General features: G+C 71.6%; 24 protein-coding genes. 6 read left to right on the top strand and 18 right to left on the bottom strand.

Features of this window, described 5'->3' with window-relative positions; all coding sequences use genetic code 11:
- Positions 1–4: 4 nt before the first annotated feature.
- From ACQEVZ_RS37995 to ACQEVZ_RS37925, 15 genes are all read right to left on the bottom strand, one after another.
- The gene (locus ACQEVZ_RS37995; protein ID WP_344503531.1) at positions 5–697 is read right to left on the bottom strand and encodes an ABC transporter ATP-binding protein; all 693 of its coding nucleotides are present in this window, start codon (positions 695–697) and stop codon (positions 5–7) included.
- Positions 684–1442 carry an ABC transporter ATP-binding protein gene (locus ACQEVZ_RS37990; RefSeq protein ID WP_344503530.1) on the bottom strand — a complete coding sequence of 253 codons (759 nt, stop codon included), beginning with the start codon at positions 1440–1442 and terminating at the stop codon, positions 684–686. The genes ACQEVZ_RS37995 and ACQEVZ_RS37990 overlap by 14 nt, the downstream gene beginning before the upstream one ends.
- A gap of 203 nt (positions 1443–1645) precedes the next feature.
- On the bottom strand, positions 1646–2737 hold the full coding sequence (locus tag ACQEVZ_RS37985) for a branched-chain amino acid ABC transporter permease (protein WP_425552255.1): 1092 nt from the start codon (positions 2735–2737) through the stop codon (positions 1646–1648).
- The gene (locus tag ACQEVZ_RS37980) at positions 2737–3624 is read right to left on the bottom strand and encodes a branched-chain amino acid ABC transporter permease (RefSeq protein WP_360564710.1); all 888 of its coding nucleotides are present in this window, start codon (positions 3622–3624) and stop codon (positions 2737–2739) included. Before ACQEVZ_RS37980 ends, ACQEVZ_RS37985 begins: the two co-directional genes overlap by 1 nt.
- A complete protein-coding gene (locus tag ACQEVZ_RS37975) occupies positions 3621–4343 on the bottom strand; it encodes an ABC transporter ATP-binding protein (RefSeq protein ID WP_433375609.1) in 723 nt (240 codons plus the stop codon). Before ACQEVZ_RS37975 ends, ACQEVZ_RS37980 begins: the two co-directional genes overlap by 4 nt.
- An 82-nt stretch (positions 4344–4425) precedes the next feature.
- Positions 4426–5169, bottom strand: a complete 744-nt coding sequence (locus ACQEVZ_RS37970; protein ID WP_344503651.1) for an ABC transporter ATP-binding protein — start codon at positions 5167–5169, stop codon at positions 4426–4428.
- 60 nt (positions 5170–5229) lie between these two features.
- Entirely contained in the window at positions 5230–6438 is a 1209-nt protein-coding gene (locus ACQEVZ_RS37965; RefSeq protein WP_425552254.1) for a substrate-binding domain-containing protein, read from the bottom strand.
- A gap of 133 nt (positions 6439–6571) precedes the next feature.
- On the bottom strand, positions 6572–7444 hold the full coding sequence (locus tag ACQEVZ_RS37960) for an alpha/beta hydrolase family protein (protein WP_433375606.1): 873 nt from the start codon (positions 7442–7444) through the stop codon (positions 6572–6574).
- A 53-nt stretch (positions 7445–7497) separates the two neighbouring features.
- Positions 7498–8706: a glycoside hydrolase family 5 protein gene (locus ACQEVZ_RS37955; protein ID WP_344503524.1), complete on the bottom strand. Its 1209-nt coding sequence runs from the start codon at positions 8704–8706 to the stop codon at positions 7498–7500.
- Positions 8707–8818: 112 nt separating this feature from the next.
- The gene (locus ACQEVZ_RS37950; RefSeq protein WP_344503523.1) at positions 8819–9478 is read right to left on the bottom strand and encodes a response regulator transcription factor; all 660 of its coding nucleotides are present in this window, start codon (positions 9476–9478) and stop codon (positions 8819–8821) included.
- The gene (locus ACQEVZ_RS37945; protein ID WP_433375601.1) at positions 9478–10527 is read right to left on the bottom strand and encodes an ATP-binding protein; all 1050 of its coding nucleotides are present in this window, start codon (positions 10525–10527) and stop codon (positions 9478–9480) included. The genes ACQEVZ_RS37950 and ACQEVZ_RS37945 overlap by 1 nt, the downstream gene beginning before the upstream one ends.
- Before the next feature lie 5 nt (positions 10528–10532).
- On the bottom strand, positions 10533–12020 hold the full coding sequence (locus ACQEVZ_RS37940) for a hypothetical protein (protein WP_433375598.1): 1488 nt from the start codon (positions 12018–12020) through the stop codon (positions 10533–10535).
- Positions 12021–12036: 16 nt separating this feature from the next.
- Positions 12037–13641, bottom strand: a complete 1605-nt coding sequence (locus ACQEVZ_RS37935; RefSeq protein WP_433375595.1) for an ArnT family glycosyltransferase — start codon at positions 13639–13641, stop codon at positions 12037–12039.
- Entirely contained in the window at positions 13631–14803 is a 1173-nt protein-coding gene (locus ACQEVZ_RS37930) for a glycosyltransferase (RefSeq protein ID WP_344503519.1), read from the bottom strand. The genes ACQEVZ_RS37935 and ACQEVZ_RS37930 overlap by 11 nt, the downstream gene beginning before the upstream one ends.
- Positions 14697–15308 carry a GtrA family protein gene (locus tag ACQEVZ_RS37925; RefSeq protein WP_360564724.1) on the bottom strand — a complete coding sequence of 204 codons (612 nt, stop codon included), beginning with the start codon at positions 15306–15308 and terminating at the stop codon, positions 14697–14699. Before ACQEVZ_RS37925 ends, ACQEVZ_RS37930 begins: the two co-directional genes overlap by 107 nt.
- A gap of 146 nt (positions 15309–15454) precedes the next feature.
- Here ACQEVZ_RS37925 and ACQEVZ_RS37920 point away from each other — a divergent pair, with 146 nt between their 5' ends.
- Genes ACQEVZ_RS37920 through ACQEVZ_RS37905 form a run of 4 tightly spaced genes read left to right on the top strand, consistent with a single transcriptional unit; the run spans position 15455 to position 19949 of the window.
- Complete coding sequence (locus ACQEVZ_RS37920; RefSeq protein WP_344503517.1) at positions 15455–16102, top strand: response regulator transcription factor; 648 nt, start codon at positions 15455–15457, stop codon at positions 16100–16102.
- A 7-nt stretch (positions 16103–16109) separates the two neighbouring features.
- Positions 16110–17114, top strand: coding sequence for a sensor histidine kinase (locus tag ACQEVZ_RS37915; RefSeq protein WP_433375589.1), 1005 nt, complete (start codon positions 16110–16112; stop codon positions 17112–17114).
- A gap of 34 nt (positions 17115–17148) precedes the next feature.
- A complete protein-coding gene (locus ACQEVZ_RS37910) occupies positions 17149–18798 on the top strand; it encodes an FAD-dependent oxidoreductase (RefSeq protein ID WP_433375586.1) in 1650 nt (549 codons plus the stop codon).
- Positions 18795–19949, top strand: coding sequence for a cytochrome P450 (locus tag ACQEVZ_RS37905; RefSeq protein WP_433375583.1), 1155 nt, complete (start codon positions 18795–18797; stop codon positions 19947–19949). Before ACQEVZ_RS37910 ends, ACQEVZ_RS37905 begins: the two co-directional genes overlap by 4 nt.
- 113 nt (positions 19950–20062) lie before the next feature.
- Here the strand turns inward: ACQEVZ_RS37905 and ACQEVZ_RS37900 are convergent, their stop codons facing one another.
- On the bottom strand, positions 20063–21340 hold the full coding sequence (locus ACQEVZ_RS37900) for a hypothetical protein (RefSeq protein WP_433375580.1): 1278 nt from the start codon (positions 21338–21340) through the stop codon (positions 20063–20065).
- Positions 21341–21506: 166 nt separating this feature from the next.
- On the opposite strand from ACQEVZ_RS37900, the gene ACQEVZ_RS37895 reads away from it, so the two are divergent.
- Both ACQEVZ_RS37895 and ACQEVZ_RS37890 read left to right on the top strand, forming a co-directional pair.
- Complete coding sequence (locus tag ACQEVZ_RS37895; protein ID WP_433377192.1) at positions 21507–22637, top strand: sensor histidine kinase; 1131 nt, start codon at positions 21507–21509, stop codon at positions 22635–22637.
- Positions 22634–23335: a response regulator gene (locus ACQEVZ_RS37890; RefSeq protein WP_433375577.1), complete on the top strand. Its 702-nt coding sequence runs from the start codon at positions 22634–22636 to the stop codon at positions 23333–23335. Before ACQEVZ_RS37895 ends, ACQEVZ_RS37890 begins: the two co-directional genes overlap by 4 nt.
- Here ACQEVZ_RS37890 and ACQEVZ_RS37885 read toward each other — a convergent pair.
- Both ACQEVZ_RS37885 and ACQEVZ_RS37880 read right to left on the bottom strand, forming a co-directional pair.
- Positions 23332–23739: a PIN domain-containing protein gene (locus ACQEVZ_RS37885; protein ID WP_433375574.1), complete on the bottom strand. Its 408-nt coding sequence runs from the start codon at positions 23737–23739 to the stop codon at positions 23332–23334. The two genes, ACQEVZ_RS37890 and ACQEVZ_RS37885, sit on opposite strands and share 4 nt — an antisense overlap.
- Entirely contained in the window at positions 23736–23966 is a 231-nt protein-coding gene (locus ACQEVZ_RS37880) for a hypothetical protein (RefSeq protein WP_433375571.1), read from the bottom strand. Before ACQEVZ_RS37880 ends, ACQEVZ_RS37885 begins: the two co-directional genes overlap by 4 nt.
- Between the last annotated feature and the right edge of the window lie 23 nt (positions 23967–23989).

Here is a 23989-nt window from a genome sequence, read left to right as displayed (position 1 = left end):
TCTCCTAGATCCCGAGGTGTGCGAGGAGTTCGGCCTCGCGGGACTGGATGTCGGTGTTGTCGAAAGCGCCGACGATCCGCCCCTCGGCGAGGAGGTAGTGGCGGTCGGCGACCGTGGTGGCGAAGTGCAGGTTCTGCTCGACGAGCAGGACGGTGACGCCGTGCTCCTTGGCCCGGCGCAGGATCTCGCCGACCTGCTGGACCAGCAGCGGGGAGAGCCCCTCGGTGGGTTCGTCGCAGAGCAGGACGGTGGCGCCCATCCGCAGAACGCGGGCGAGGGCCAGCATCTGCTGCTCGCCGCCGGAGAGCTTGGTGGCCGGGCTGGAGCGCCGGGTGTACAGCGCCGGGAACGCCTCGTGGACCTGCTCCAGGCTCCACGGGGACGGCCCGACGACGGGTGGGAGGGTGAGGTGCTCGGCGACGGTCAGCGTGGCGTAGGCGCCGCGGTCGTCGGGCACCCAGCCGAGGCCGCGGCGGGCCCGCTGGTGAACCTTGCGGGCGGTGACGTCCTCGTCGGCGAGCCGGACGGTGCCGGACTGCGAGGTGTGCAGCCCCATGACGCAGCGCAGCAGCGTGGTCTTGCCGGCGCCGTTGCGCCCGCAGAGGGTGACGACCTCGCCCCGCTGCACGAACAGGTCGACGTCGCGCAGGACCTGCGCCTCGCCGTACCACGCCGAGAGACCGTCAATGTGCAACATCGGAGCTCCCCAGATAGGCCTCGATCACCCGCGGATCGGTGCGGACCTGCTCATAGGGGCCCTCGACGAGGACCCGGCCGGCCTGCAGGACCGTGACGGTGTCGGCGAGCCGGCCGACGACGCGCATGTTGTGCTCGACCAGCACCACCGTCCGGCCGTCCCGGACGGCCGCGATGAGCTCGACGGTGCGGTCGACGTCCTCCAGGCCCATCCCGGCGGTCGGCTCGTCCAGCAGCAGCACCTTCGGGTCCAGCGCGAGCGCGATCGCCAGCTCGAGGGCCCGTTTGCGCCCGTACGCCAGGCTGCCGGCCAGGGTCTCCCCCGCGTCGCCGAGGCCGACCAGGTCGAGCAGCTCGCCGGCGCGGGCCGAGAAGCGGTCCAGGAGCCGGTGGCTGCGCCAGAACGACCAGCCGAGCCCCGTCGCGCTCTGCAGGGCCAGCTCGACGTGGGTCCGCACGGTCTGCTGCGGGAAGAGGCTGGTGATCTGGAAGGAGCGGGCGACGCCGAGGCGGGCGACCCGCTCCGGCGGGAGCCCGGTGATGTCGTGACCGCCGAGCTCGATCCGCCCGGCGGTCGGTGCGAGAAACCCGGTGAGCAGGTTGAACAGCGTCGTCTTGCCGGCACCGTTGGGTCCGACGAGCGCGTGCACGCTGCCGGCGGCGACGGTGAGGTCGACCGCGTCGACGGCCCGGAAGCCGCGGAAGTCACGGGTGAGACCGCGCGCTGTCAGGGCGGGACCGTCCATCGGGGGACACACCTCCTCGTGGCGGTGGGCGGGTGGCGGTCACATGTGGCCCGCCGTTGCGGCGAACGCTATGACCGGCGCCACACCCAGGCCATGGAGGCGATCCATACATTTGCCCGTGTGAGCGTGTGCCCTTGCCCCACACAAAAAAGACACCGGTCGATTCGATGGTGATCGAATCGACCGGTGCCCGTGGGGACCGCTCATCGGCGGTCCGGTATCCACCTCGCAAGGGGTCCGAGGCGGGTCCGCAGGCCGGCGAGGCCGCCGGGGAAGAAGTACACGGCGAGGATGAAGACCGTGCCGAGCACGAACAGCGGCTGCGACAGCGGCCCGCTCAGCACGCCCGGCAGGTTGTCGACGGCGTCGGAGCGGCCGAACGCGACGAGCCGGTAGTCGAGGTACGTGAAGAGCATCCCGCCGATCAGCGGCCCCCACCGGGTGCCGGGGCCGCCGAGCACGACCATGACGAGCAGCGTCAGCGTCTGGTCGGACGCCGCCACGTGCGGGGTGGCGCCGCCGATCAGCAGCGCGTACATGGCACCGGCGAGGCCGGCGAGCCCACCCGCGACGGTGAACGCGAACAGCTTGTACCGGTACGGGTCGAGGCCGAGCACGCCGACGCGGCGCTCGTCGTCGCGGATCGCGGCGAGCACCCGACCGGCGGGCGCGTCGGCGATGGCGTGCACGACCAGGACGGTGACGACGGCGACGCCCACCGCGAGCCAGTACAGGTTCACGGTGTTGGTGACGCCGACGAGCGCGTCGGGCACGCCCGACGTGTCCATCGGCAGCCCCTCCTCGCCGCCGGTCTGCCCGCCCGGGTCGCGCCCGATGGTGATCGCGCCGACCTGCGCGAAGGCGAGGGTGACCATGGCGAAGGCGATGCCGTTGGTGCGCAGCGCGATCGCCCCGAGCGCCGCGGCGATCGCGGCGGTGCCGACGACGGCGAGGAGCACGGCCTGCCACAACGGGAAGCCCGCCTTGGTGATGAGGACGTCGGTGCCGTAGACGCCGGCGGCGAAGTAGAGCGCGTGACCGAAGGACAGCAGCCCGGTGCGCCCGAAGAGCAGGTCGTAGCCGGTCGCGAGGGCACCGAACACCAGGCACAGCGCGAGCAGCTGCAGGGTGCCGGGCTTGTTGATCGCCGTGTCGAACACGCCCGGGATGGAGATCGACCAGTACGGCAGCGCGATGAGCACGACCAGGAAGACGAGCGGCCCGAACCGGGCGGGGTGCCACTTCCGGCGCGGCTTCGGCACGGTGCCGCCGGGGGTCACCGCGGTGTCCGTCATCATGAGGTGGCGACCTTTCCGGTGATGCCCTGCGGGCGGACGAGCAGCACGATCGCCAGGAGCGCGACGACGCAGATGTCGCCGAGCCCCGGTGAGGTGTAGTTGACGAACTGCTGCAGCAGCCCGACGGCGACGGCGGCATAGGCGGCCCCGACCACCGAGCCCATCCCGCCGATGACGACGACGATGAAGCCGAAGATGAGCAGCGAGCTGCCGCCGGTCGGGGAGATCGAGCCGGCGTAGACCCCGCCGAGCGCCCCGGCGAGCGCGGCGGCGGCGCCCCCGATCGCGAAGACGAGCGTGAACGCGCGGCGCACGTCGATGCCGAGCGCGGTGACCATGGACCGGTCCTCGACACCGGCGCGGATGACCAGGCCGATGCGGGTGTACTTGAGGAACGCGAGCAGGCCGGCGAGGACCACCGCGGCCGCGCCGATGAGCAGGAAGCGGTCGTTGGGGACGCGGGCGCCGGCGATCTCGGTCAGCTCCTGCGTCCACTGCGGCCGCGGGTAGGTCCGCGGGTCCGCGCCCCAGGACGCCTGCAGCAGCGCCACACCGGCCAGCGACAGCCCGACGGTGACGAGGACCTGCTCGATGGTGCGCGAGTACAGCGGCCGGATCAGCACCAGCTCGACGAGCGCGGCGACGACCGTGCCGCAGACGACGCCGAACACGACGGCGAGGACGAAGCCCCACCCGGAGGCCCCGGCGCCGGGGAGATTGCCGGAGGCCCACCAGGTGCCGTACGCGCCGACGGACAGGAACAGCCCGTGCGCGAAGTTGAGCACGTCGGCGAGCCCGAAGACCAGCGCGAGACCGGACGCGACGAGGAAGTACAGGGCGGCGAGACCCAGCCCGGTCAAGGTCAACAGCACAAACGTGCTCATGCGTGCTCCCCCTTGCCGACGCCGAGCAGCGCCTTGGTCTTCTCGGTGTAGTCGAGCAGGTCGCTGGCCCCGCCGGTGTACGCGACGCGGCCGTTGGCGATGACGACGGCGTGGCGGGCCATCCGGCGCACCACCGCCAGGTTCTGCTCGACGAGCAGCATCGGCACGACGGCGGCGACGGCCTCCAGCGCGGCGGCGACCTCGGTGACGACCTTCGGGGCGAGGCCCTTCGTCGGCTCGTCGATGAGCAGCAGCCGGTTGGGGTTGAGCAGGACCCGGCCGATCGCCAGCATCTGCTGCTGGCCGCCGGACAGGGTGCCGGCCCGCTGCCGGGCCCGCTTGCGCAGCTCCGGGAAGAGGCCGTGGACGGTCTCGTAGTCGGGGGCCGTGCCGGCGCGCTCGGCGAGCCGCAGGTTCTCCGCGACGGTGAGCCCGGCGAAGACGCCGCGGTCCTCGGGCACGTAGCCGAGGCCCTGCCGGACCAGCCGGAACGTGGGCTGCCGCAGGATGCTGCCGCCGGCGAAGCCGACCCGGCCGGTGATCTCCGCGGCGCGCGGCATGAGCCCGAGCACGGCCTTGAGCGTGGTGGTCTTGCCGACGCCGTTGCGGCCGAGCAGCGCGGTGACGCCCTGCGGCTGCACGGAGAACGTGACGCCCTGCAGGATGTGCGACCCGCCCACCTTGACCGACAGATCGGAAATATCGAGGATCGCGGTCACAGCGTCACCTCCGCTTCGCTCCGGCGCCGCCGTGAGCCAATCTGCACCCCTGGTTCGCGGCCCGAGCCGCTCCGCTGGCCGCTCACAGCTTCTCCCCCAGGTACGCCTCCTGGACGGTGCGGTCGGCCATGACGACCTCCGGCGTGTCGCAGATGAGCAGGGCGCCGTGGTGCATGACCGCCACCCGGTCCGCCAGGTCGAGCACGACGTCCATGTGGTGCTCCACCATGAGGACGCTGCGCCGCTCGTCGCGGGTCAGCGTCTTGATCAGCGCGACCAGCCCGGGCACGTCCTCGGCGCTGACGCCGGCCATCGGCTCGTCCAGCAGCAGCACCTTCGGCTCGCCGGCGAGCAGCAGCGCGATCTCCAGCTTCCGCTTCTCGCCGTGGGCGAGGGTGCCGGCCATGGTGCGGGCGCGGTGGTCGAGCCCGACCCGCCACAGCACCCGGGCGGCCCGCTCGGCGATGTCCTTGTCGGACCCCGGCAGCGGGAAGGGCCGGATCGACCCGCCGCGGCGGGCCTGGACGGCGAGCCGCACGTTCTGCTCGACGGTGAGCGAACCGAACACCGACGAGGACTGGAAGGTGCGGCCGAGCCCCCGGCGGGCCCGGCGGTGCGGCGCGAGCCGCGTGACGTCCTGCCCGGCGAGCGTGACCGAGCCGTCCGTCGGCTTGCGCAGTCCGGAGATCAGGTTGAACAGCGACGTCTTGCCGGCGCCGTTGGGGCCGATGACGGCGAGGAACTCGCCCTCGGCCAGGTCGATCGACACGTGGTCGACGATCGCGACCTCGCCGATCTTCCAGGTCAGCCGCCTGGTGGACAGCAGGCCGGTGGCCGGGGCGTCAACCACCCCGGCCGCCGGTGCGTTGCTTCGGGGGAACAAACCTCAGCCCTTCATCTGCACGACCGGCGGGGCCGCGTCGGCCGGGTCGATCGCCTTGACGAGCTCCGGCTTCAGGTCGGCGCCGGAGCCGGAGAACTTGCCCTGGAACATCGGCTGCAGCAGGGCGTGGTCCTCCTTGCGGACCGTCAGCTTGCCCTTGACGCCGTCGAAGCTCCAGCCCTCGAGCGCGGTGACCATCTTGTCGGCGTCGTCGCCGCCCTCGCCGGCCGCCCGCACGACCATCTGCGCGGCGGTGAAGCCGTCCGGGTGGAACAGGTCGACCTTGCCGCCCTCGACACCCTTGCGCAGCGCGGTGGTGGCCTCGTTGTCGCTGGCGCCGTCGAAGTAGTGCGCGAGCAGCGACAGCTTGCTGCCGGCCGCGCCGAACGTGGCCCACGAGGCGCGCTGGTCGATGCCGGTGACGACCATGGTCGAGCCGAGCACGCCCTGCTGGTCGAGGGCCTGCCACATGGCGGGGGCGGTGGTGCCGGCCCACGCCACGAAGATCATGTCGGCCTTGGCGCCCTTCGCCTGGGCGGCGAAGCCGGTGAACTCGGTCGCGCTGGCCGGGACGAACAGGTTGTCGACGGTCGCGCCGGCGCCGCCGATGACGGCCTTGACCGCGTCGGCGTTGGACTTGCCGAAGGTGCCCTCCTGCGCGAACACGAGGACCTTCTTGCCCGTGGGCGACGGCAGGTAGGACTTCGCCGCGAGGACGTCCTGGTAGGACTGGCGGCCGGAGCGGAAGGTGTACTTGTTGACGCCGGTGACCGCGTCGGACGCGGCCGGCCCGGAGATGAAGAGCACCTTGTTCTGCGCGGCGAGCGGCGCGACCTGGCCGGCGACGGCCGAGCCGGTGCTGCCGGCGATGATCTTGTACCCCTGGCCGATGAGGTCCTTGGCGGCGGAGACGGCCTTCGCCGGGTCACCCGCGTCGTCGACCTCCTTGACCTCGACCGGGCGGTTGCCGACCTTGCCGGTGCCCTTGGTCGCGAAGGCGAGGCCCGCCTTCCAGCCCTCGATGTACTGCTTGCCGTAGCCGGCGAGGGCGCCGGTCTGCGAGTAGACGAGGCCGACCTTGATGGGGGTGCCGTCCTTCGCCGGCTCCTGCGCCGCTTCCTGGGGGCTGCTGCACGCCGCCGTGAACGTCGCCGCGATGCCCAACCCGAGCGCCGCGAACAGTACCCGCCGCGGCGCAGTCGTCTGCCGAATCACGCTTCCTCCGTGTGAACGCCTTGTTAAGGCCAGCGCCTGCTGGCGGTGTTCGCACACGCTAGGAGTGGCGCAGGGCACCGAGCTATGTGGGCGCACCACACAAGTCGGGCGGGTTGCCCGGTTCGATGCCCTACGAGACGGCCACGAGGTCGAGGAACGCCCCCAACATCGGCAGAAACACCGGCGAGTGGTCACGCTCGGTGACGAAGAGCATGTGGTCGGCGCCGGGGAGGACGGCGACACAGTTGCGCCCGCGGTGCAGCCCGGACAGGCGCTCGGCGAGGACCGAGACGCTGCGCTCGACGGGCACGAGCTCGTCGGCGGCGCCGAACAGGGCGAGGATCGGGCAGCGCAGGTGCGGGACGACCGCGGCGGGGTCGAAGCTCAGCGCCCGGGCGAAGAACGCCAAGGTCTCCACGGTGTCGTACGGCGCGGCCGCGACCACGTCGTGCCACTCGCGGCCGGCGAGCCGGCGCTGCGCGTCGAGGACCTGGGCGGGCGGGTCGCCCACGGCGAGCCTGGCGGCGCGCTCGTCGACCCAGCGCATCGCCTCGTCGACGACGGCGGGCGGGTGCCCGGCGCGGCGCAGCGCCCGCTCGATGCGGACGCGTTCCTGCTCGGCGATGCCGACCGCCGGCCCGGACACGGTGATCACGAAGTCGACGGCCTCCGGCCGTCCGGTGGCGGCGAGGAGGGAGATCCAGCCGCCCTGGCTGTAGCCGATGAGGCCGACCCGCTCCACACCGGTCTCGGCGCGCAGGGCGGCGACGGCGGCGAGGGCCTCGGCGGCCCGGTCGGCGAAGCTCTGCGCCCACCAGCCGGCCGGCTTGTCGTGCCGCAGCGTGGCCACCCCGCGCCCGGCCAGCCAGCCGGGAATGCCGACCCAGTCGTGCCGCATGGCGGGTCCGGAGCCGTCGATCAGCACCAGACCGGCCCTGGGCGCGTCCGGCGGCACAGTGAGGATCGCTTGCAGGTCGCCGACCGTAAGGTCCCGTTCAGGCATGAGGCCCTCCCCACGCTGAACATAACAGCGCGGGGAGGGCCATCGACGACTGCCTAGGGCTTCTTGGCCGTCGGCGTCGACTGGTACGACTTGAGCAGGTCCATCTTCGCCTGGTCGATCGTCTTCCAGTCGTCCTTCAGGACCCCGCCGGTGTCGCCGGAGTTGGGGTTCCAGGACCAGTACGTGTAGCTGAACCCGTTCTCCTTCATGTAGGAGATGAGGTGCCGCTGCCAGATGCCCTCGAGGTCCTTGTTGCCCTGGGCGTCCTTCTCCGCGACGGAGCGGCCGCCGAACTCGCCCATCAGGACCGGGGCCACGTTGTTCTTGACGAGGTGGCCGAACTGCTTGTCCCACAGCGCCGGCATGTTGGCCGGGAACGCCGGGTCGGTGAACCAGCGCTGCGACCACACCTTGGGGCTGTAGTCGTGCGCGGAGTACACCAGCTTCGACTGGTCCTTGAGCCGGACCGGGTCCTTGGCCGCGCCCTGGAGGTTGCCGCCCCACCAGTACCCGTCGCCGTCGTAGGACTCGATGCCCTCCACGACGATCAGCCAGTCGGGGTTCTCGGCCAGGATGGCGTTGCCGGCCCGCTCCGCGGCGGCCCGCCAGTCGGTCTTGTCGCCGCCGGTGCCCCAGGTGGCCTCGCCGTGCGGCTCGTTGTGCAGGTCGGCGCCGACGACGAGCGGGTTGTCACGGTAGTGCTTCGCGAGCATCTTCCAGTCGGAGATCCACCGCTCCTCGCTGACCTTGTCGGTGTACCAGAGGTTGCTCTGGCCCTGCGAGGTCGGCCGGTGCCGGTCGAGGATGACCATCATCCCGCGCTTGGTGATGCCCTCGACCACCTTGTCCATGATCTGTGGGCCGGTGAGCCCCTGCAGGTCCGGGTTGAGCTTGTAGTCGACGCCGTTGGGCTTCGAGGCGGCGTCGAAGAGCTCGTTGCTGAAGGGCAGGCGCACCGAGTTGAAGCCCTGCGCGGCCATCTGGTCGAGCATGTCGTCCAGGGAGCGGGACCACAGCCCGTGCGGGGCGAACGTGTTGGTCTCCAGGCCGAACCAGTTGACCCCGGTGAAGGTGACCGTCCGCCCGCCGGCGTCGACGATGCGGTTGCCGTTGGTGTGCAGCGGCAGCTGGAGCTGCCGGCCGGCCGCCGTGGCCGGACCGTGCTTCTCCTCGGAGTTGCGCATGACAAGACCACCGGTGGTGACAGCGGCGGCGGCGAGCACCAGGGTGGCGCTGAGCCACACAAGACGGGAACGCTTCAAGACCTGTCCTCACGTACGACGACGTCGGGCAGGTCAAAACATTACGGATTCGGAAATTTCAGGTCAGCGTACGAATGTCCGAAATGATCCTGGCGCAACTGTAGGAGCGTCCTCATGGCGCAACTGTAGGAGCGTCCCAGTCCGCCGCTCGTACGACGGCCTCCAGCTTCGACCGGGCACCCATCTTCGACAGCAGATGCCGCACGTGGCTGCGGACGGTGGTGTAGCTGATGCTCAGCTCCCTGGCGATGTCACGGTTGTCCATGCCGGAGGTCATCAGCGTGAGGATCTGCCGCTCCCGCGGGGTCAGGCTGTCCAGCCGCCGGGCGTGCTCCGCGGAGCGGTGCGAGCGCTCCCGCCGCCGCGCGAGCAGCTTCGCCAGCTGGCGGGCCGGCACGAGGATCTCCCCGTCGATCGCCCGGCGCACCGCGTCCGCGACGTCGGCCCCGCCCGCGCTCTTCACCAGGTAGCCGGCGGCGCCGGCCTCCAGGGCCGCGAGGATCACCTCGTCGCTGGTGTCGGCGCTGAGGAACACGATCGCGACGTCGGGCTGGTGCAGCCGCAACGCGGCGACCGCCTCGGGGCCGGTGCCGTCGGGCAGCCAGTAGTCGCACAGCACCACGTCGACCCGCTCGACGTCGGCGAGATGCTCGACCTCCCCGACGCCGCCGGCGATGGCGACGACCCGCAGCTCGTCGTGCTCGTTGAGCAGCGCGGCGAGGCCTTCGGCGACCACCTGGTGGTCCTCGACGATCAGCACTCGGTAGCGCATCAGGCGGCTCCTTTGGATTGCAGGTCGGCGCCGCGCGGCACCCAGAACGTGACGGTCGTGCCACTGCCGGCGCTGCCCCTGGGCACGCTGCCGATCCGGAACCACCCGCCGGCCAGCGCCGCCCGCTCCCGCATCAGCACCAGGCCGAGGTGCCCCGCCCCGGTCTCGAACTCCTCGGCGCCGACCCCGTCGTCGACGACCCGGATCAGGTAGCCGCCGTCCTGCTCGTCGAGGATCACCGTGCACTCGTCGGCGTCGGCGTGCTTGTAGACGTTGGCGACGGCCTCCTGCAGCATCCTGAAGAGCAGGAGCCGGGTGGGCAGCGCCGGCTCGTCCCGCAGCCGGTTGTCCAGGTGCACGGCCAGCGAGTGGTCCTCGGCGAGCCCGTCCAGCAGGTCCCTCGTCGCCGCGGCGAGCCCCTCGCTGGTCAGCTTCGGCGGCCGGAAGTCGAAGATCAGCCGCCGCAGCCGGTCGGCGGCGAGGGCCAGGCTCTCTTCAAGCTTACTGAGCAGCTCCAGGTTGCGGGGGTCGCGCAGCCGGCGGCGCAGGTGCTGCAGCCGCAGCATCGCCGCGGTGATCACCTGCAGGCTGTCGTCGTGCACCCCGGCGGCGATGCGGGCCCGCTCCCGCTCCTGGTTGAGGATGACGTCGCCGAGCGCCTGCTCCTGCGCGGCGCCCTCCTGCTGCAGCCGGGTCACGCGGTGCTCGAGGCTGGACCGGGACAGGCCGCCGGCGCCCTGGTCGTCGACGGCGAGCACGACGAGCCCGCTCGGGTCGCCCGGCAGGGTGCCCAGCCGCACGTCGACCGGCACCTCGGCGCCACCCGGCAGGCGGATCGCCGAGCCGGTGTAGACGGGCTCGTCGCCCGTCTCCGCGCCGAGCGCGCCGCGCGGGTCGCTGACGAACAGCTCCCCGACCCGGCGCCCGACCAGGTCGACGGTGGCCCGGTGGAAGAGCGCCTCCGCGGCGCTGCTGGCGAGCCGGACCACCCCGGCGGCGTCGAGCACGACCAACGCCTCCGGGGCGGCCCGGAATGCCTGCCAGTACACCGGGGCTACTTCTCCAAGTCCTTCGGCAGCACGTACGGCTTCGGCGTCGGGATGTCGACCGGGCCGCCGGAGGAGTCGACCTTGAAGTTGACGGTCGCGGTCGAGCCGCTGAGCTGCCCCCTCAGCTCGAAGATGACACTGTTCTCGGTGTTGCCGGGGATCGTGTACTGCCCGACGGCGCGGGCGGTGCCGGCCTTGTTGACCCGGAACGCGGACACGAGCTCACCCTTCGCGCCCTTGGACGTCTTCGCGTAGACGTGCACGGCCTCGTTCGGCGCGAACTGCGTGGCGTAGAAGTTGACGACCGTGCCGGGCAGGCCGCCGTAGGCGTTCGTCCGGGCCTGCGGCATGTAGGGCAGGATCGTGAACCCCGTGGACGCCGCCGCCCGGCTCTGCTCGCCGATGAAGACCAGCGACTGGGCGCCCTTGAGCTGGTACGGCATGGTGAGCCCGGCGCCCTTGAAGGTTCCGGCGCCGTCGGTCGGCACCGCCATGACCGGCTGCCCGCCGGCGGAGTTCAGCCGCACCAGGACCCGCTCGCCCGGCGCGAACCCGGCGCCGGAGAAGGTGATCGACTGGGTCGCCTTCACCGCGTAGGGCGCGAGCTTGATCGACGGGTACAGCCGCAGCACCTGGAACGGCGCGCTCGCCGCCGCCCCACTCGTCTTGCCCACGACCACCAGACTGGTCGTCCCTACCGCCGTGACCCCGACTTTGATCGGCGTCTTACCCACCGAGCCATCCTCGTCGGCCTTGAGGGTGAGGGTGGGGTCACCATTGATCCGCCCCCAGTAGACCAGCAGCTGCTCGCCCGGGGAGAAGCCCTTCACCGTCAGGTTGACGACGTCGCCGGGCTTGCCGACTATGGCGGACAGCGTCGCCTGCCCGGCGCCCTGAGCGACGGCCGCCTCGGCCTTGGCGACCTTGTCGCTGCCGCGCGCCTGTGCGGTCACCTCCAGCACGGGCGTGGTCATCTTGGTGGGGAACGAGAAGTTCACCGTGAAGATGCCGTACTTGCCGGCCTTCGCGGTGCCGACCTGGACGGGTTTGGCGTTCTTGGCGGCGCCCTTGGACGGCTGCGCCCCGGACGAGGACGGCCCGAGGAACACGTCGACCATGGACCCCTGGTCGAAGCCGGACCCGCTGGCCGTGACCGAGCCGCCGAGCCGCACCAGGCCAGGGTTCAGCGTGACCATCGGATCGCCGCCACCGTGCACCATGACCCCGTTGAGGTCGACGGTCGGCGCCTTCGGTGCCTTGGTCACCGGCGCCGTCGGCGTGTCGCCGCCGCCGCCGCCGAACGACGGCATCTTCGGTGTTTCGATACCCAGCGCCGGCAGCACCGAACGACCGACGCTGATCAGCAGGAACGCGGCGACCGCGGCGATCAGCAGCCGGCGGCCGGAGATCTTCGGCCGGGACACCCGCCGGCGGCGTTTCGCCGCTGCCGAACGGCGTTTCGCCGGTGCCAGCCGGCGCTTCAGGGTTTGCATCGTCACTCCCGCTCGCTCACGAGGTTGCACCGATCTTGATGATCTGTAGTGAGACGTCGCCGCGGGTCGCCTGCCAGACGGGTGTCCCGTGTTGGTCGATCGCCTCGAGGATCCAGGTCTCGCCGCCGCGCTCGAGTGCGTCGCGCATCTTGTTCGACATCACGACGTAGTCGACGTTCTGCCAGCTGGAGGCGAAGACCTTGTCCCGCACGTCCGGGTCGGACGTGGCCTTGTAGTGCGGGTAGGCGTACTTGTACGGCGGGTCGTTGTCGTGCAGCGCGACCCAGATGTCGTCGTCGATGATGAGCTTCGCGTTCGGTGACACGTTCGTCTTGATCCACGCGACCTGCTGCTCCTGCAGGCGGGTCAGCGGCAGCCGGTAGGCGTCGCTGAACTCCAGCTGACCCCTGGTGTTGTACTTGACGAGGAACCCGCCCGGCATGACGAGCACCGGCACCAGCAGGCAGGCGACGAGCACCGCCGCGCCGGCCGGCTTCGTGCGCCGGGTGAGCCAGCCGAAGAACATCCCGAGGTTGAGCGCGAACAGCGGGACCATCGGCGCGATGTAGAAGTCGAGCAGGGCGCTGCGGGTCAGGTAGAAGCCGTAGCCGACGGCCATCAGCGCGCACGCCAGCATCGGCCCTCGCAGCCGTTTGTTGTTGCGGCCGGCGAAGAGGGCGAGCAGCGTCGCCGCGGTGCCGGCGATGAGCAGGTGGCGGTCCTTGAACAGCCAGCTGTCCTGGAGCAGGCTGGTGAACGACAGGCCGTTGCTGCTGTTGGAGTTGCGGTGCAGCTGCCACCACACGGTGTAGAGCAGCGACACGTGGTCGCCGGGGGTGGCGGCGGCGAGGTTGAAGTTGAACCCCTCCGGGAACAGCTCGTTCTTGATCTGTGCGTAGAGCAGGTAGCCGACGACCGGGGCGAGCGCGGCGAACCACCAGAACGACAGCCCGAAGCGCCGGTTCGACTGCTCCTTCACCGTGCGGTGCAGCAGGTACGCGCAGCCCGGCAGGATGAACAGCGCGTTCTCCTTCGTGACGAGCGCCAGGCCGAAGCACGTCCCGGCGGCCATCGCGCTGACGATCCGCCCGTCCTTGCGGGCCAGCAGGTACAGGCCCAGCAGGATCCAGAACATCATCAGGTTGTCCAGCAGCACCTGGCGCTGGTAGTACACGCCGAGCGGCGACACGTTGAACACGAACGCCGCGAGGAACCCGCCGGCCTTGCTGCCGGTGTAGCGCCGGATCGTCTCGTACAGCAGGAACACCGACACCAGGTGCACGATCAGCATCAGGACGCGCCCGGTGTTGATCGCGTTGCCGAAGGCGCTGAAGCCGCCGGGCAGGATCGCGACCCAGCCCGCGATCGTGAGCCAGCCCATCGGCGCGTGGTCGTAGAAATACGTGTAGGGCGACAGCTTGCCCATGTGGAGCACGGACCACGCCTGCTCCATGTAGATGCCCTCGTCGGTGAGGTACAGCGGGTAGCGGAACATGTTCCAGCCGTGCGTCACCAGCCCGATCACCAGGCTCAGGATGATGAGCGGCCAGCCGCGGGTCTGCGGCTTCTTCGGTGTCGGCGCCGCCGGGCTCGCCGGCCGCTGCAGGGTGTCAGCCGACATTGGTCAGCTCCGCCGTCTCCGCCGCGGTGCGGTGCGCACCGACGTGGGCCGTCTTCTCCCAGTTGCGTTCGCCCTTGACCTGCCGCCACAGGGCGCGCGCCGCCGCGTAGGACAGCACCATCTGGTACGGGAACCAGGTGATCGCCATCTTCACGACCGTGCCGGGGGTGGCCTTCAGCCCGTGCGCTCCGGTGAACTCGTACAGGCCGACGACGCTCATCACGAAGTGCGCGCCGAGCAGGAGCACCGGCAGCCACGACATCATGGCCACCGGCACCGGCACGCTCAGCACGAACGCGCTGAGCAGCGCCACCGGCAGGTACACCCCGAGCATCGCCTGCACGTGCGGGAACGCCAGGGTGTACCAGGCGAGGAACCGCTGCCGGCGGGTCGGCATGAGCTTCCAGGTGCCCTTGCCGAGGGTCTGCATGAAGCCTTGACACCACCGGGTCCGCTGCTTGATGAAGCTCTGCAGCGTCGGTGGCGTCTCCTCCTTCGTGACGTAACGGTCGTCGTAGACGACCCGGACCTTCTCCCCCATGCTGGAGAGGCGCAGGCCGATGTCGGCGTCCTCGGTCAGGTTCGACTCGTCCCAGCCGCCGAGGCGCTCGATCAGGTCCCGCTTGAAGAACACGGTGTTGCCGCCGAGCGGGATCGCGCCGTTCTTCGCGTGGTAGTGCAGCCGGCTGCGGAACCAGAAGAAGTACTCCAGCACGTTGAACGTCGAATACCAGTTGGAGTCGAAGTTCATCAGCTGCACGCCGGCCTGCACGCAGCCGACGTCCTCGCCCAACATGATGGTGTTGACGATGTCGAACAGCTGCGGCTGGACCTCGTCCTCGGCGTCGAAGATCGCCACGACGTCGTTGGTGGCATACCGCAGCGCGGTGTTGAGCCCGTGCGGCTTGTTGATCGGACCGTCGTCGAACACGACCACCTCGACGTTGGTGCGGCCCATCGCGCGCAGCCGGTTCACCTGCGCCTGTGCCTGCTCGATCGTGCCGACGTCGTCGGCGGAGCAGACCACGAGGATCTGCACCAGGTGCGGCGGGTAGTCAGCGGACGCGGCGCGGGCGATGGTGTGCTGGATGACCTCCTCCTCGTGGCGTGCCGGGAGGATGGCGGTGAAGGAGAGTGCCGGCGTAGCACGTTGATCTGGCACCCGCGCCCGGTCGCCCGCCTCGGGCTGGTCCCACGTGTAGATCATGAGGTACAACGCGTGCGCCGCCTGCACTGTCAGCACCAGCGAGATCAGGGTGAGAATGGTCAACACCAGCTGTTCCATCGGTGCGTTCACTCCAAATCCACTTCGAGCTGACGGCGAAGTTGACTGCGAACCCGGCCACGATGCCGATGAGGTTCGCGGGCAGGTAGTGCATCCCGAGCGCGACCAGCAGCTGGACCGCGACGACGTTGACCGGCAGTGCAGCGAGGCCGGCCAGGCTGAAGTAGGCGAACCGCTGCAGCGACAACCGGCGGCGGCGGAACGTCCAGAGCTCGTGCAGCACGTAGTTGGTGACCAGCGCGAGCTCGACCGAGGCGACGGTGGCGGGCAGCAGCGCCAGTCCGAGCACCCCGTGCAGCACGAGCAACGCGCCGTTGTTGACCACCACACCGCCGGCTCCCACCAGCGAAAACCGGCCCAGCCGGCGCAAGTTGGGCGTCACGGTGCAACGATGCCCGTCCCGGGCGCGCCTTACATCGGGCCACGGTCGGTGGGCGGCGGCGACCTTCGTCCTCCCCCATTTGGCGTAGGCCGAACGGGACCGGGGACGTGGTGATTCGACGCCGCACCGGGGTATAGCGCGCGGCGATGAGTATCAAGATCTTGATCGCCGACGACCACGCGATGGTCCGTGAGGGCCTGCGCGGCTTCCTGTCCCTCAGCGGCGACCTGGAGACCGTCGGGTTCGCCGCGGACGGCCGCGAGGCGGTGCGCCTGGCCCACGAGCTGCGCCCCGACCTCGTCCTCATGGATCTGCTCATGCCGGTCCTCGACGGTATCTCCGCGACCACCGTGATCCGCCGTGAGCTGCCCGGGGTCGAGGTCGTCGCCCTCAGCGGCTACCTGGAGCCGCAGCTCATCGCCGACGCCCTGCACGCCGGCGCGGTCGGGTACCTGCTGAAGGACACCTCCTCCGAGGAGCTGCACCGCGCGGTCCGCGCCGCCGCCGCGGGTCAGGTGCAGCTGTCGCCGGCGGTCGCGGCCCGGCTCGTCCGGGACGTCCACGTGCCGACGGCCCCGCCGCAGCTCACCCGCCGGGAGGAGGAGGTCCTGGTGCTGCTGGCCCGCGGCCGGGCCAACGGGCAGATCGCCCGGGAGCTGCACATCGCGCCGCAGACGGTGAAGACGCACGTGAGCAACATCCTGCAGAAGCTCAACGCCGAGAGCCGCACCCAGGCCGCCCTCTACGCCATGCGGGTCGGGCTCGTGCCGGTCCACGCGGCGGCCCCGAGCTGAGGCACCGTTGAGACACATAGCGGCGCTGCACGCGCTGCTGCGCGCCGGCGCCCCGGTCGACGAGGTGCTCCACTCGGTGTGCGACCGCGCCCGGCGCGCCCTTCCGGCGGCGGCGGTCCTCGTCGTCGACGCCGCGGGTGCCGTCCGGGTGAGCTCCGGCCCGCCGCTGCCGGACCTCGCCGCGCTCGCCGCCGTCGCGATGCGGGGCGGGCGGGTGGTGCTGCGGGGCACCGTCAGCTGCGTGCCGATGCCCGGGCACGGCGGGGTCCCCGGCGTGCTCGTCGCCGCCGGCCGGCGCCGCCCTCCGCCACCGCGCCGCCTCGAGGCCTTCGCCGCGGTCGCCGCGCTCGCCATCGGTACCGGCGAGACACAGGCGACCCGGGAGCGCGAACGCCTCGCGAGGGACCTGCACGACTCGGTGGTGCAGACCCTCTACGGCATCAGCCTCGGGGCCGGCACCGCCGCCGAGCTCGTCCACGGCGACCCCGTCAACGCCCGCGCCTCCCTCGCCTGGATCCAGGAGACGGCCAGCGCCGGCCTCAGCGACCTGCGCGGCATCATCGTGCGGCTGCGCCCGGAGACGCTCGTCGGCGCGGGGCTCGCCGCGGCGCTGCGGCGCATCGTCGACGCGCTGCACTTCGCGCCCGGCACCGGCGCCGTCCCGCCCGGGTGGGGGCTGCAGCTGGACGCCGAGCCGGCGGTCAGCCCGCAGGTGGAGGAGACCCTGTACCGCATCGCCCTCGAGGCCCTCGGCAACGCCGCCCGGCACGCCGGCGCCTCGCAGGTCACCGTCCGGCTCGCCGGCGACGACACCCGCGTGGTCCTGGAGGTCGTCGACGACGGCGTCGGGTTCCTGCCCCTCACCGCGGGGGCGCCGGGCCGGCTCGGGCTGCGGTCCATGCGGGAGCGGGCCGAGCTGGTCGGCGGCACCCTCGACGTGATGAGCGCGCCGGGTGCCGGCACCGTCGTCCGCGCGATCCTGCCCAGTTCCCCCGCCGTCCTCTCGGGGTGAGGCACCGCCGCCGGGTCCGGCTGACCGTTGGGGCATGCGCGTGGTAGTTGATCTCACCAAGTGTCAGGGGTACGCCCAGTGCGCCTTCCTGGCGCCCTCCTCGTTTCGGATGCAGGGCGACGAGGCCCTCATGTACGACCCCGCCCCCGCCGAGGACCAGCGCGAACGCGTCCAGCGGGCAGCGGCCGCGTGCCCCGTCCAGGCGATCCAGATCGACCGGCTCTCCGTGCAGGACATGCCACCCGTGCACGTCGTGGACCGCCCGTCCCGCATCGTCGTCGTCGGCGCGTCCCTCGCCGGGCTGCGGGCCGCCGAGGCGCTGCGCGAGGAGGGGTTCACCGGGTCCCTCACGCTCATCGACGGCGAGTCCTGCGAGCCGTACGACCGGCCGCCGCTGTCGAAGCAGGCCCTCAGCGGCCAGGTCGCGCCGGACGCGACCGCCCTGCCACGCCCGGACCTCGACGCCAGCTGGCGGCTCGGGGTCAACGCGATCGGCCTCGACCTCGCCGCCCGCCGGGTCCAGCTCGATGACGGCTCGTCGGTGCCGTTCGACCGGCTGCTGATCACCACCGGCGTCCGCGCCCGGTCGTGGCACGACCCGGTCGAGGCCGCCCTGGACGGCATGTTCGTGCTCCGCACCCGCGACGACGCGGTGCGCCTGCACGAGCGGCTCGCCTTCCTCGCGCCGTACGGCGCCGCCGCCCACCTCAGCGAGGCGGTCCCGGGTCCGCTCGAGCCGCGCGACGCCGGCCCCACACCACGCGTCCTCGTCATCGGCGCGGGCTTCACCGGCTCGGAGATCGCCTCCACCTGCCGGTCGATGGGGCTGGACGTCATCGTCGCCGAGGCCGCCGCGACGCCCCTGGCCGGCGCGCTCGGCGGGGTCATCGGTGCCGTCGCCGCCGAGGTGCAGCGCGAGCACGGCGTCGACCTGCGCTGCGGCATCACCGTCGAGTCGATCGAGGGCGACGCCGACGGCCGCGTGCGCCGGGCCCGCTTCTCCGACGGCACGGTCGCCGACGTCGCGGTCGTCGTCGCCGCGCTCGGCGGGGTCCGCAACATCGAGTGGCTCCGCGACTCCGGCCTCGCCGTCGGCGAGTGGGGCGTCGCGTGCGACGCGGGCTGCCGCGCCTTCGACGCCAACGGCCTCGTGCTCGACGACATCTTCGTCGCCGGCGACGTCGCCCGCGCCCCGAACGCGATGTTCGGCTACCAGTTCCTGGCCCTGGAGCACTGGGCGAACGCCGTCTCCCAGGCCGAGGTCGCCGCCCACAACATGGTCAGCGACGAGTCCGACCGCTGGCCGCACCTGCACATGCCGTCCTTCTGGTCCCTGCAGTTCGGCATCAACATCAAGGCCGTCGGCGTGCCCACCTTCTCCGACGAGGTCGTCGTCACCCAGGGCTCCGTGGCGGACCGCCGCTTCGCCGCGGCCTACGGGTACAAGGGACGCCTCACCGGCGCCGTCACCTTCAACCACGGCAAGTGGCTGCCGTTCTACGCGCGGCTCATCGAGCAGGCGGCACCGTTCCCGCCGCACTTCACCACCGTCGACCAGCCCGACTCGATGGTGCCCGTCCCCGCCGACGTCCCCGACCCCAAGTTCCTGGCCCGCGACGCGACCGTGGTGGTCACCGGCCACGATCCCAGCTCCCGGTCCGCTTCCCTGAGGAGTTCCCGATGACCACTTCCGTCGGCTCCGTGTTCGGCGCGGTCCTGGATCCGGTGAACCGCCACAACCCCTACCCGCTCTACACGTCGCTGCGCCGCACCCCCGTCGGCCGCGAACCCGACGGCACGTGGCTGGTCACCACGTTCCGGGAGATCTCCGCCCTGCTGCACGACCCGCGGATCAGCTCCGCCGTCGACCCCGACCGCGAGCCGGTCGGGCTGGCGCCGAGCTTCCTGCGGACCGACCCGCCCCAGCACGACCGCCTGCGCCGCCTCGCCACCCGGCAGTTCGGCCCGCCGCACCGCCCGACCTTCGTCGCGGACCTGCAGCAGTCCTTCGAGGGCATCGTCGACCGGCTCATCGCCGACCTGCCCGCCTCCACCGCGGACCTCGTCGACCAGTTCGCCTACCCGCTGCCGGTCCTCGTCATCTGCGAGCTGCTCGGCGTGCCCCTCGCCGACGAGCCGCGCTTCAAGGCGTGGATCGACCACGCGCTGGCCGCCGCCGAGAACCCGCGGGACACGCCGGCCTTCCGGGAGCTCGGGGACTACCTCGGCGACCTCGTCGACGCCGACCCCGAGCCGGGCCTGCTGCGTTCCCTCGCCCACGACGACGGCCCGGACGGCCGGATGACCCGCGACGAGCTGGTCGGCACGGCGCTCCTGCTGCTCATCGCCGGCCACGAGACGACGGTCAACCTCATCGCCAACGCCTCGCTGGTCCTGCTCCGCGAGCCCCGCTGGATCGAGCGACTCCTCGACGACCCGTCCTTCGCGATCCCCCTCGTGGAGGAGGTGCTGCGCTGGGACCCGCCCGTGCAGTTCCTGCCGTGGCGCACCGCCCTCGACGACATCCCCATCGGCGGCACCACCATCCCACGGGGCGCCACCGTCACGCTGCTCCTCGCCGCCGGCAACCGGGACGCCGCCCACGTCAGCGACCCGGACCGCTTCGACCCGGACCGCCGGCCCGTCCAGCATCTCGGCTTCGGTGACGGCATCCACTACTGCTTCGGCGCCCCGATGGCCCGCCTGGAGGCGCAGGTGGCCCTGCGCGCGCTGGCTCCGGTCCTGGCGCGGGCCCGCCTGCTGGAGGACCCGCCGGAGTACCGGCCGAGCCCCGTGCTGCGCGGCCCCCGCCACCTCCGCGTCGCCCTGCAATGACCCCGGCGCTCTTTGTAGTGACCAGGCGCTCTTTGTAGTGACCGGACGCTCTTTGTAGTAACCGGGCGTCGCGGCGCCGGCGTCATCCGTCGCCGGCGCCGCGGGCCGTCCGCTCACGCGGCGGGTTGGGGCTCCGCCGTGGGGGCGGGGGTCGCCGCCTGCAGCGGGCGGGGCGGGAGGGCCTTGGCCAGCAGGCCGTAGCCCGCGAGCAGGAGCAGCGGGCTGAGCACCGACAGCGGGCCGACGCCCACCGCGAGGAACGCCACGACGCCCAGGCCCGTCAGCACCGGCACCCACCAGCGGACCAGGCCGTCGACGGCGGCGCCGATCGGGACCGCGATCAGGCCGAGCAGGCTCACCAGCATGGCCGGCACGGCCCAGCCGATCGCGAACAGCGCATACCCGCCGAAGGCCTCCGTCACCTTCGCCGCGAGCTCGGCCGGCACCGTCTGCCGGACCGCGAGGTCGCTGAAGTCGCCGACCATCAGCCCGCTGAAGTGCATCAGCGCGAACGCGGTGACGGCGGCCGCCACGCTGGTGAACCGCCGGCCGCGGCGCATCAGCAGCAGCATCCCCGGCACGAACAGCACCCACGCCCAGTGCAGGAACAGCGCGCTCACCTGCGCCAGGTCCGGCTGCCGCACCGACTCCTCGATGTCCGGCGAAAGCCCCGGCACGGTCAGCAGCCCCGCCCCGAACACGACCGGCGCGGCGACGAGCCCGAAGCGGCCCACCCGGTCCTTGAACACGCCGAACGTCGCCGGCTCGTCCGCCCGGGACGGGTCGGTCCGCCGGCCCATCTCCCACCCGGCATAGCAGTACGCCACCAGCATCACGACCGGCCCGGCGAGGTTCACCGGCAGCGGCGAGATCGCGAACTGCAGGTACAGCACCGAACCCAGCAGCGCGGCGGCCGCCGTCCACCAGGAGATGACCTTCGCGTAGGCGGCCGCGACCGGGGTCAGCAGCAGCGCCAGCGCCCAGCCGGCCAGGCCCGGCACCTGCCAGCCCCACACCGCCCACTGCATCGACTGGAACACCTCGTCGGCGCGTTTGACGTCGGCGTCGGGCAGCGTCTGCTCCATGGCGAGGATCGCCAGGTCGTACGCCATCATCGCCGAGAACGTGACGAGCCCGAACACCGCGGCGCACCACGCGATCCGCGCGAGCACGGCGCCCCTGCGGCGAATCGGTGCGAGGAGCCCGAGGAACACCGGCACGAACAGCACCCACGCCCAGTGCAGCAGCACCGAGTGCCACTGGATGGCGTCGGGGTGCGCCCGGTAGATCCCGACGCCCTGGTCCTCGCCGAGGGCGGGGTCGACCGCCGTGGCGACGGCGAGGAAGGCGGGCGCGAGGAAGAGCACGAGCCTGAAGAGAAGAAGCCGCATATCCGTACCCCTGTCGAATCCATGTTGGACCAGCAAGGTACGTATGAGCCGGCTCGCCGGTCGCCACCATGACGAGGGAGTCGTCCTCCCCCGCGCGGGGGACCGGCCGTCATTCCTTGGACGGGCGAATCCCCGGCCGGGGACCGCTTACGGTCATCTCGTGGAGATGAGGCGGGCAGATCTCGCGCTGACGGGCGCGTTCGTGGTGTTCGCCCTGACCGAGGAGGCGGTCGCGCACCAGCCCGGGGGCTGGTGGCCGTTCGTGCTGGCCGGGTTCGCGCCGCTGGTGGCCCTGCGCCGGGCCGTCCCGCTCACGGGCCTGCTCGCCAGCTGCGTCGGCGGCCTCAAGTACTGGTATCCGGACCAGATCGTCAACTACCGCCTGTGGCAGCTCGCCGCGATGATCATCGCGGCGTACACGGTCGGCCGGCACGTGCCGCTGCTCGGCACCACCGGCCGGCTCGCCCGCGCCCGCGGGGTCGCCGGCCTGCTGCTCGCCGTCGCGACCGGCAGCGTCTTCTGGCAGGTCGACCCGGCCGACCCGATGGGCGCGTTCTTCTTCCCCGTCGCGCCGTGGATCCTCGGCACGGTCTTCGGCGTCCAGCATCGCCAGAGCGCCGACGCCGCCACCGCCCGCGCCGCGATCCGTGAGCAGCGGGTCCGCGAGGCGGTCATGGAGGAGCGCGTCCGGATCGCCCGCGAGCTGCACGACATGGTCGCGCACAGCGTCACCGTCATGGTCATCCAGGCGGGCGTGGTCCGCCGCCGCCTCGACGCGGGCCTCACCGTCGACGCCGAGCTGCTGCGCAACATCGAGTCCTCGGGCCGCGACGCCGTCGGCGAGCTGCGCCGCACGCTCGGCCTGCTCCGGGGCGACACCGGTGGCACCGGCGGCACCACCGCGGCACCGGTCGGGCTCGACCGCCTCGACGAGCTGCTCACCCAGGTCCGCGAGGCCGGCCTGACGGTCACCCTGCACCGCTCGGGCACGCCGGTGACGCTGCTGCCGGCCGCGGACCTCTCGGCGTACCGCATCGTGCAGGAGGCCCTGACCAACGTGCTCAAACACGCCGGACCCGCCGCGGTCACCGTGTCCCTGCGCTACGCCGACGACGGCGTCCACCTCTCCGTCGTCGACGAGGGCGGCCCCGTCACCGTCGCGGCCCCCGGCTCCGGCCAGGGTCTCATCGGCATGCGCGAGCGCGTCACCCTGTTCGGCGGCGACCTCGACGCCGGCCCGCTCCCCTCCGGCGGCTTCGCCGTCCACGCCCGGCTGCCGCGGCTGGTGACGTCATGAGCTCCGGTCCCGCACCCGCCTCGAAGATCAGCGTGGTCATCGCCGACGACCAGCGGATGGTCCGCGCCGGCCTGCGCATGGTCATCGAGACCGAGTCCGACATGCACGTCGTCGGCGAGGCCGGCGACGGCGTCGAGGCGGTCACCCTCACCCGCCGGCTACGCCCCGACGTGGTCCTCATGGACATCGCGATGCCCCGCCAGGACGGCCTCGCCGCCACCCGCGCCCTGCTCGCCGCCCCGAACCCGCCCCGCATCATCGTGCTCACCACGTTCGACACCGACGACAACCTGTACGAGGCCCTCCGCGCCGGCGCGAGCGGCTTCCTGCTGAAGGTCTCCTCCCCCGAGCACCTCATCACCGCGATCCGCGTGGTCGCCGCCGGCGAGGCCCTCCTCGACCCGGCGGTCACGACGCGGGTGATCGCCTCGTACGCCGGCACCCCCGGCCCGCAGCCCCCACCCGAGCTCGCCGACCTCACCCCGCGCGAGACGGATGTCCTGCGCCTCATGGCCCGCGGCCTGTCCAACGGCGAGATCGCCGCCGCCCTCACGGTCGGCGAGGCCACGGTGAAGACCCACGTGGCCCGCGTCCTGATGAAGCTCGCCCTCCGCGACCGCGTCCAGGCCGTCGTCTACGCCTACGAGTCAGGCCTCGTCCGCCCCGGCAGCGACGCGGGCCGCTCCGGATCGCCTTAGTCCGGTTCGCCACTGACCCGCTGCTGGCGCAGCTCGGGCACGAACCGCGCCATCGTCTCGAAGTCGGCATCCTCGTGCAGGACCTCGAGTTTCAACCGGATCGCCGTCGCCGCTACAAGCAGATCGGTCACCGACAGCCCATGGTGCGCACTGTGCGATGCCAACTCCTGATGGATGACAGCGGCCAGATCCCAGACGCCGTCGGGCATGGCGATCGCGAGACATGCATTCCGCACATCCTGTTCCAGCTCCGCATACCCCTTGGCATCTGCGATGCACAGCGTTTCGAGGAGCACCGGCACACAGACGGAGATCAGTCCGCGGTCGACAACGTCGAACCACACTGGGTCGACCTGGCGACGCAAAATCCTAACGAGCGCGCTGGTATCGACGAGGTATTTCACTTGTCGATCTCATCCAAGGCGCTGTAGTCAAACAGGCCTTCGTCCGACATTTGCTGAAGACGTTTCAGTGCGCTTCGCCGACGCTCTCGCCAACCCTCGACGTACTGCAGCAGTGCGGCATTCATCGCATCCACCTCGGAGGCACCGCCGAGGTGGCGTTGCGCCTCGGCCAGAAGATCCTGGTCAATGCCGGGGTCGGACAACTTGTTCACAGCGATCTCAGTCATGGTCACCTCCTCACATTGCCACC

This window comes from Dactylosporangium sp. CA-152071, from assembly GCF_050936335.1.
Lineage (GTDB): Bacteria > Actinomycetota > Actinomycetes > Mycobacteriales > Micromonosporaceae > Dactylosporangium > Dactylosporangium maewongense.
This window is presented reverse-complemented; position numbering and strand designations above follow the sequence as displayed.

What these genes read in the sequence shown, in the direction of transcription:
- ACQEVZ_RS37990 (WP_344503530.1), bottom strand. Translation starts at nt 1,442, where the DNA reads ATGGACGGTCCCGCCCTGACAGCGCGCGGTCTCACCCGTGACTTCCGC.
- ACQEVZ_RS37920 (WP_344503517.1), top strand. Translation starts at nt 15,455, where the DNA reads ATGAGTATCAAGATCTTGATCGCCGACGACCACGCGATGGTCCGTGAG.
- ACQEVZ_RS37950 (WP_344503523.1), bottom strand. Translation starts at nt 9,478, where the DNA reads ATGCGCTACCGAGTGCTGATCGTCGAGGACCACCAGGTGGTCGCCGAA.
- ACQEVZ_RS37995 (WP_344503531.1), bottom strand. Translation starts at nt 697, where the DNA reads ATGTTGCACATTGACGGTCTCTCGGCGTGGTACGGCGAGGCGCAGGTC.
- ACQEVZ_RS37890 (WP_433375577.1), top strand. Translation starts at nt 22,634, where the DNA reads ATGAGCTCCGGTCCCGCACCCGCCTCGAAGATCAGCGTGGTCATCGCC.
- ACQEVZ_RS37910 (WP_433375586.1), top strand. Translation starts at nt 17,149, where the DNA reads ATGCGCGTGGTAGTTGATCTCACCAAGTGTCAGGGGTACGCCCAGTGC.
- ACQEVZ_RS37895 (WP_433377192.1), top strand. Translation starts at nt 21,507, where the DNA reads ATGAGGCGGGCAGATCTCGCGCTGACGGGCGCGTTCGTGGTGTTCGCC.
- ACQEVZ_RS37940 (WP_433375598.1), bottom strand. Translation starts at nt 12,020, where the DNA reads ATGCAAACCCTGAAGCGCCGGCTGGCACCGGCGAAACGCCGTTCGGCA.
- ACQEVZ_RS37960 (WP_433375606.1), bottom strand. Translation starts at nt 7,444, where the DNA reads ATGCCTGAACGGGACCTTACGGTCGGCGACCTGCAAGCGATCCTCACT.
- ACQEVZ_RS37985 (WP_425552255.1), bottom strand. Translation starts at nt 2,737, where the DNA reads ATGACGGACACCGCGGTGACCCCCGGCGGCACCGTGCCGAAGCCGCGC.
- ACQEVZ_RS37905 (WP_433375583.1), top strand. Translation starts at nt 18,795, where the DNA reads ATGACCACTTCCGTCGGCTCCGTGTTCGGCGCGGTCCTGGATCCGGTG.
- ACQEVZ_RS37900 (WP_433375580.1), bottom strand. Translation starts at nt 21,340, where the DNA reads ATGCGGCTTCTTCTCTTCAGGCTCGTGCTCTTCCTCGCGCCCGCCTTC.
- ACQEVZ_RS37880 (WP_433375571.1), bottom strand. Translation starts at nt 23,966, where the DNA reads ATGACTGAGATCGCTGTGAACAAGTTGTCCGACCCCGGCATTGACCAG.
- ACQEVZ_RS37980 (WP_360564710.1), bottom strand. Translation starts at nt 3,624, where the DNA reads ATGAGCACGTTTGTGCTGTTGACCTTGACCGGGCTGGGTCTCGCCGCC.
- ACQEVZ_RS37935 (WP_433375595.1), bottom strand. Translation starts at nt 13,641, where the DNA reads ATGTCGGCTGACACCCTGCAGCGGCCGGCGAGCCCGGCGGCGCCGACA.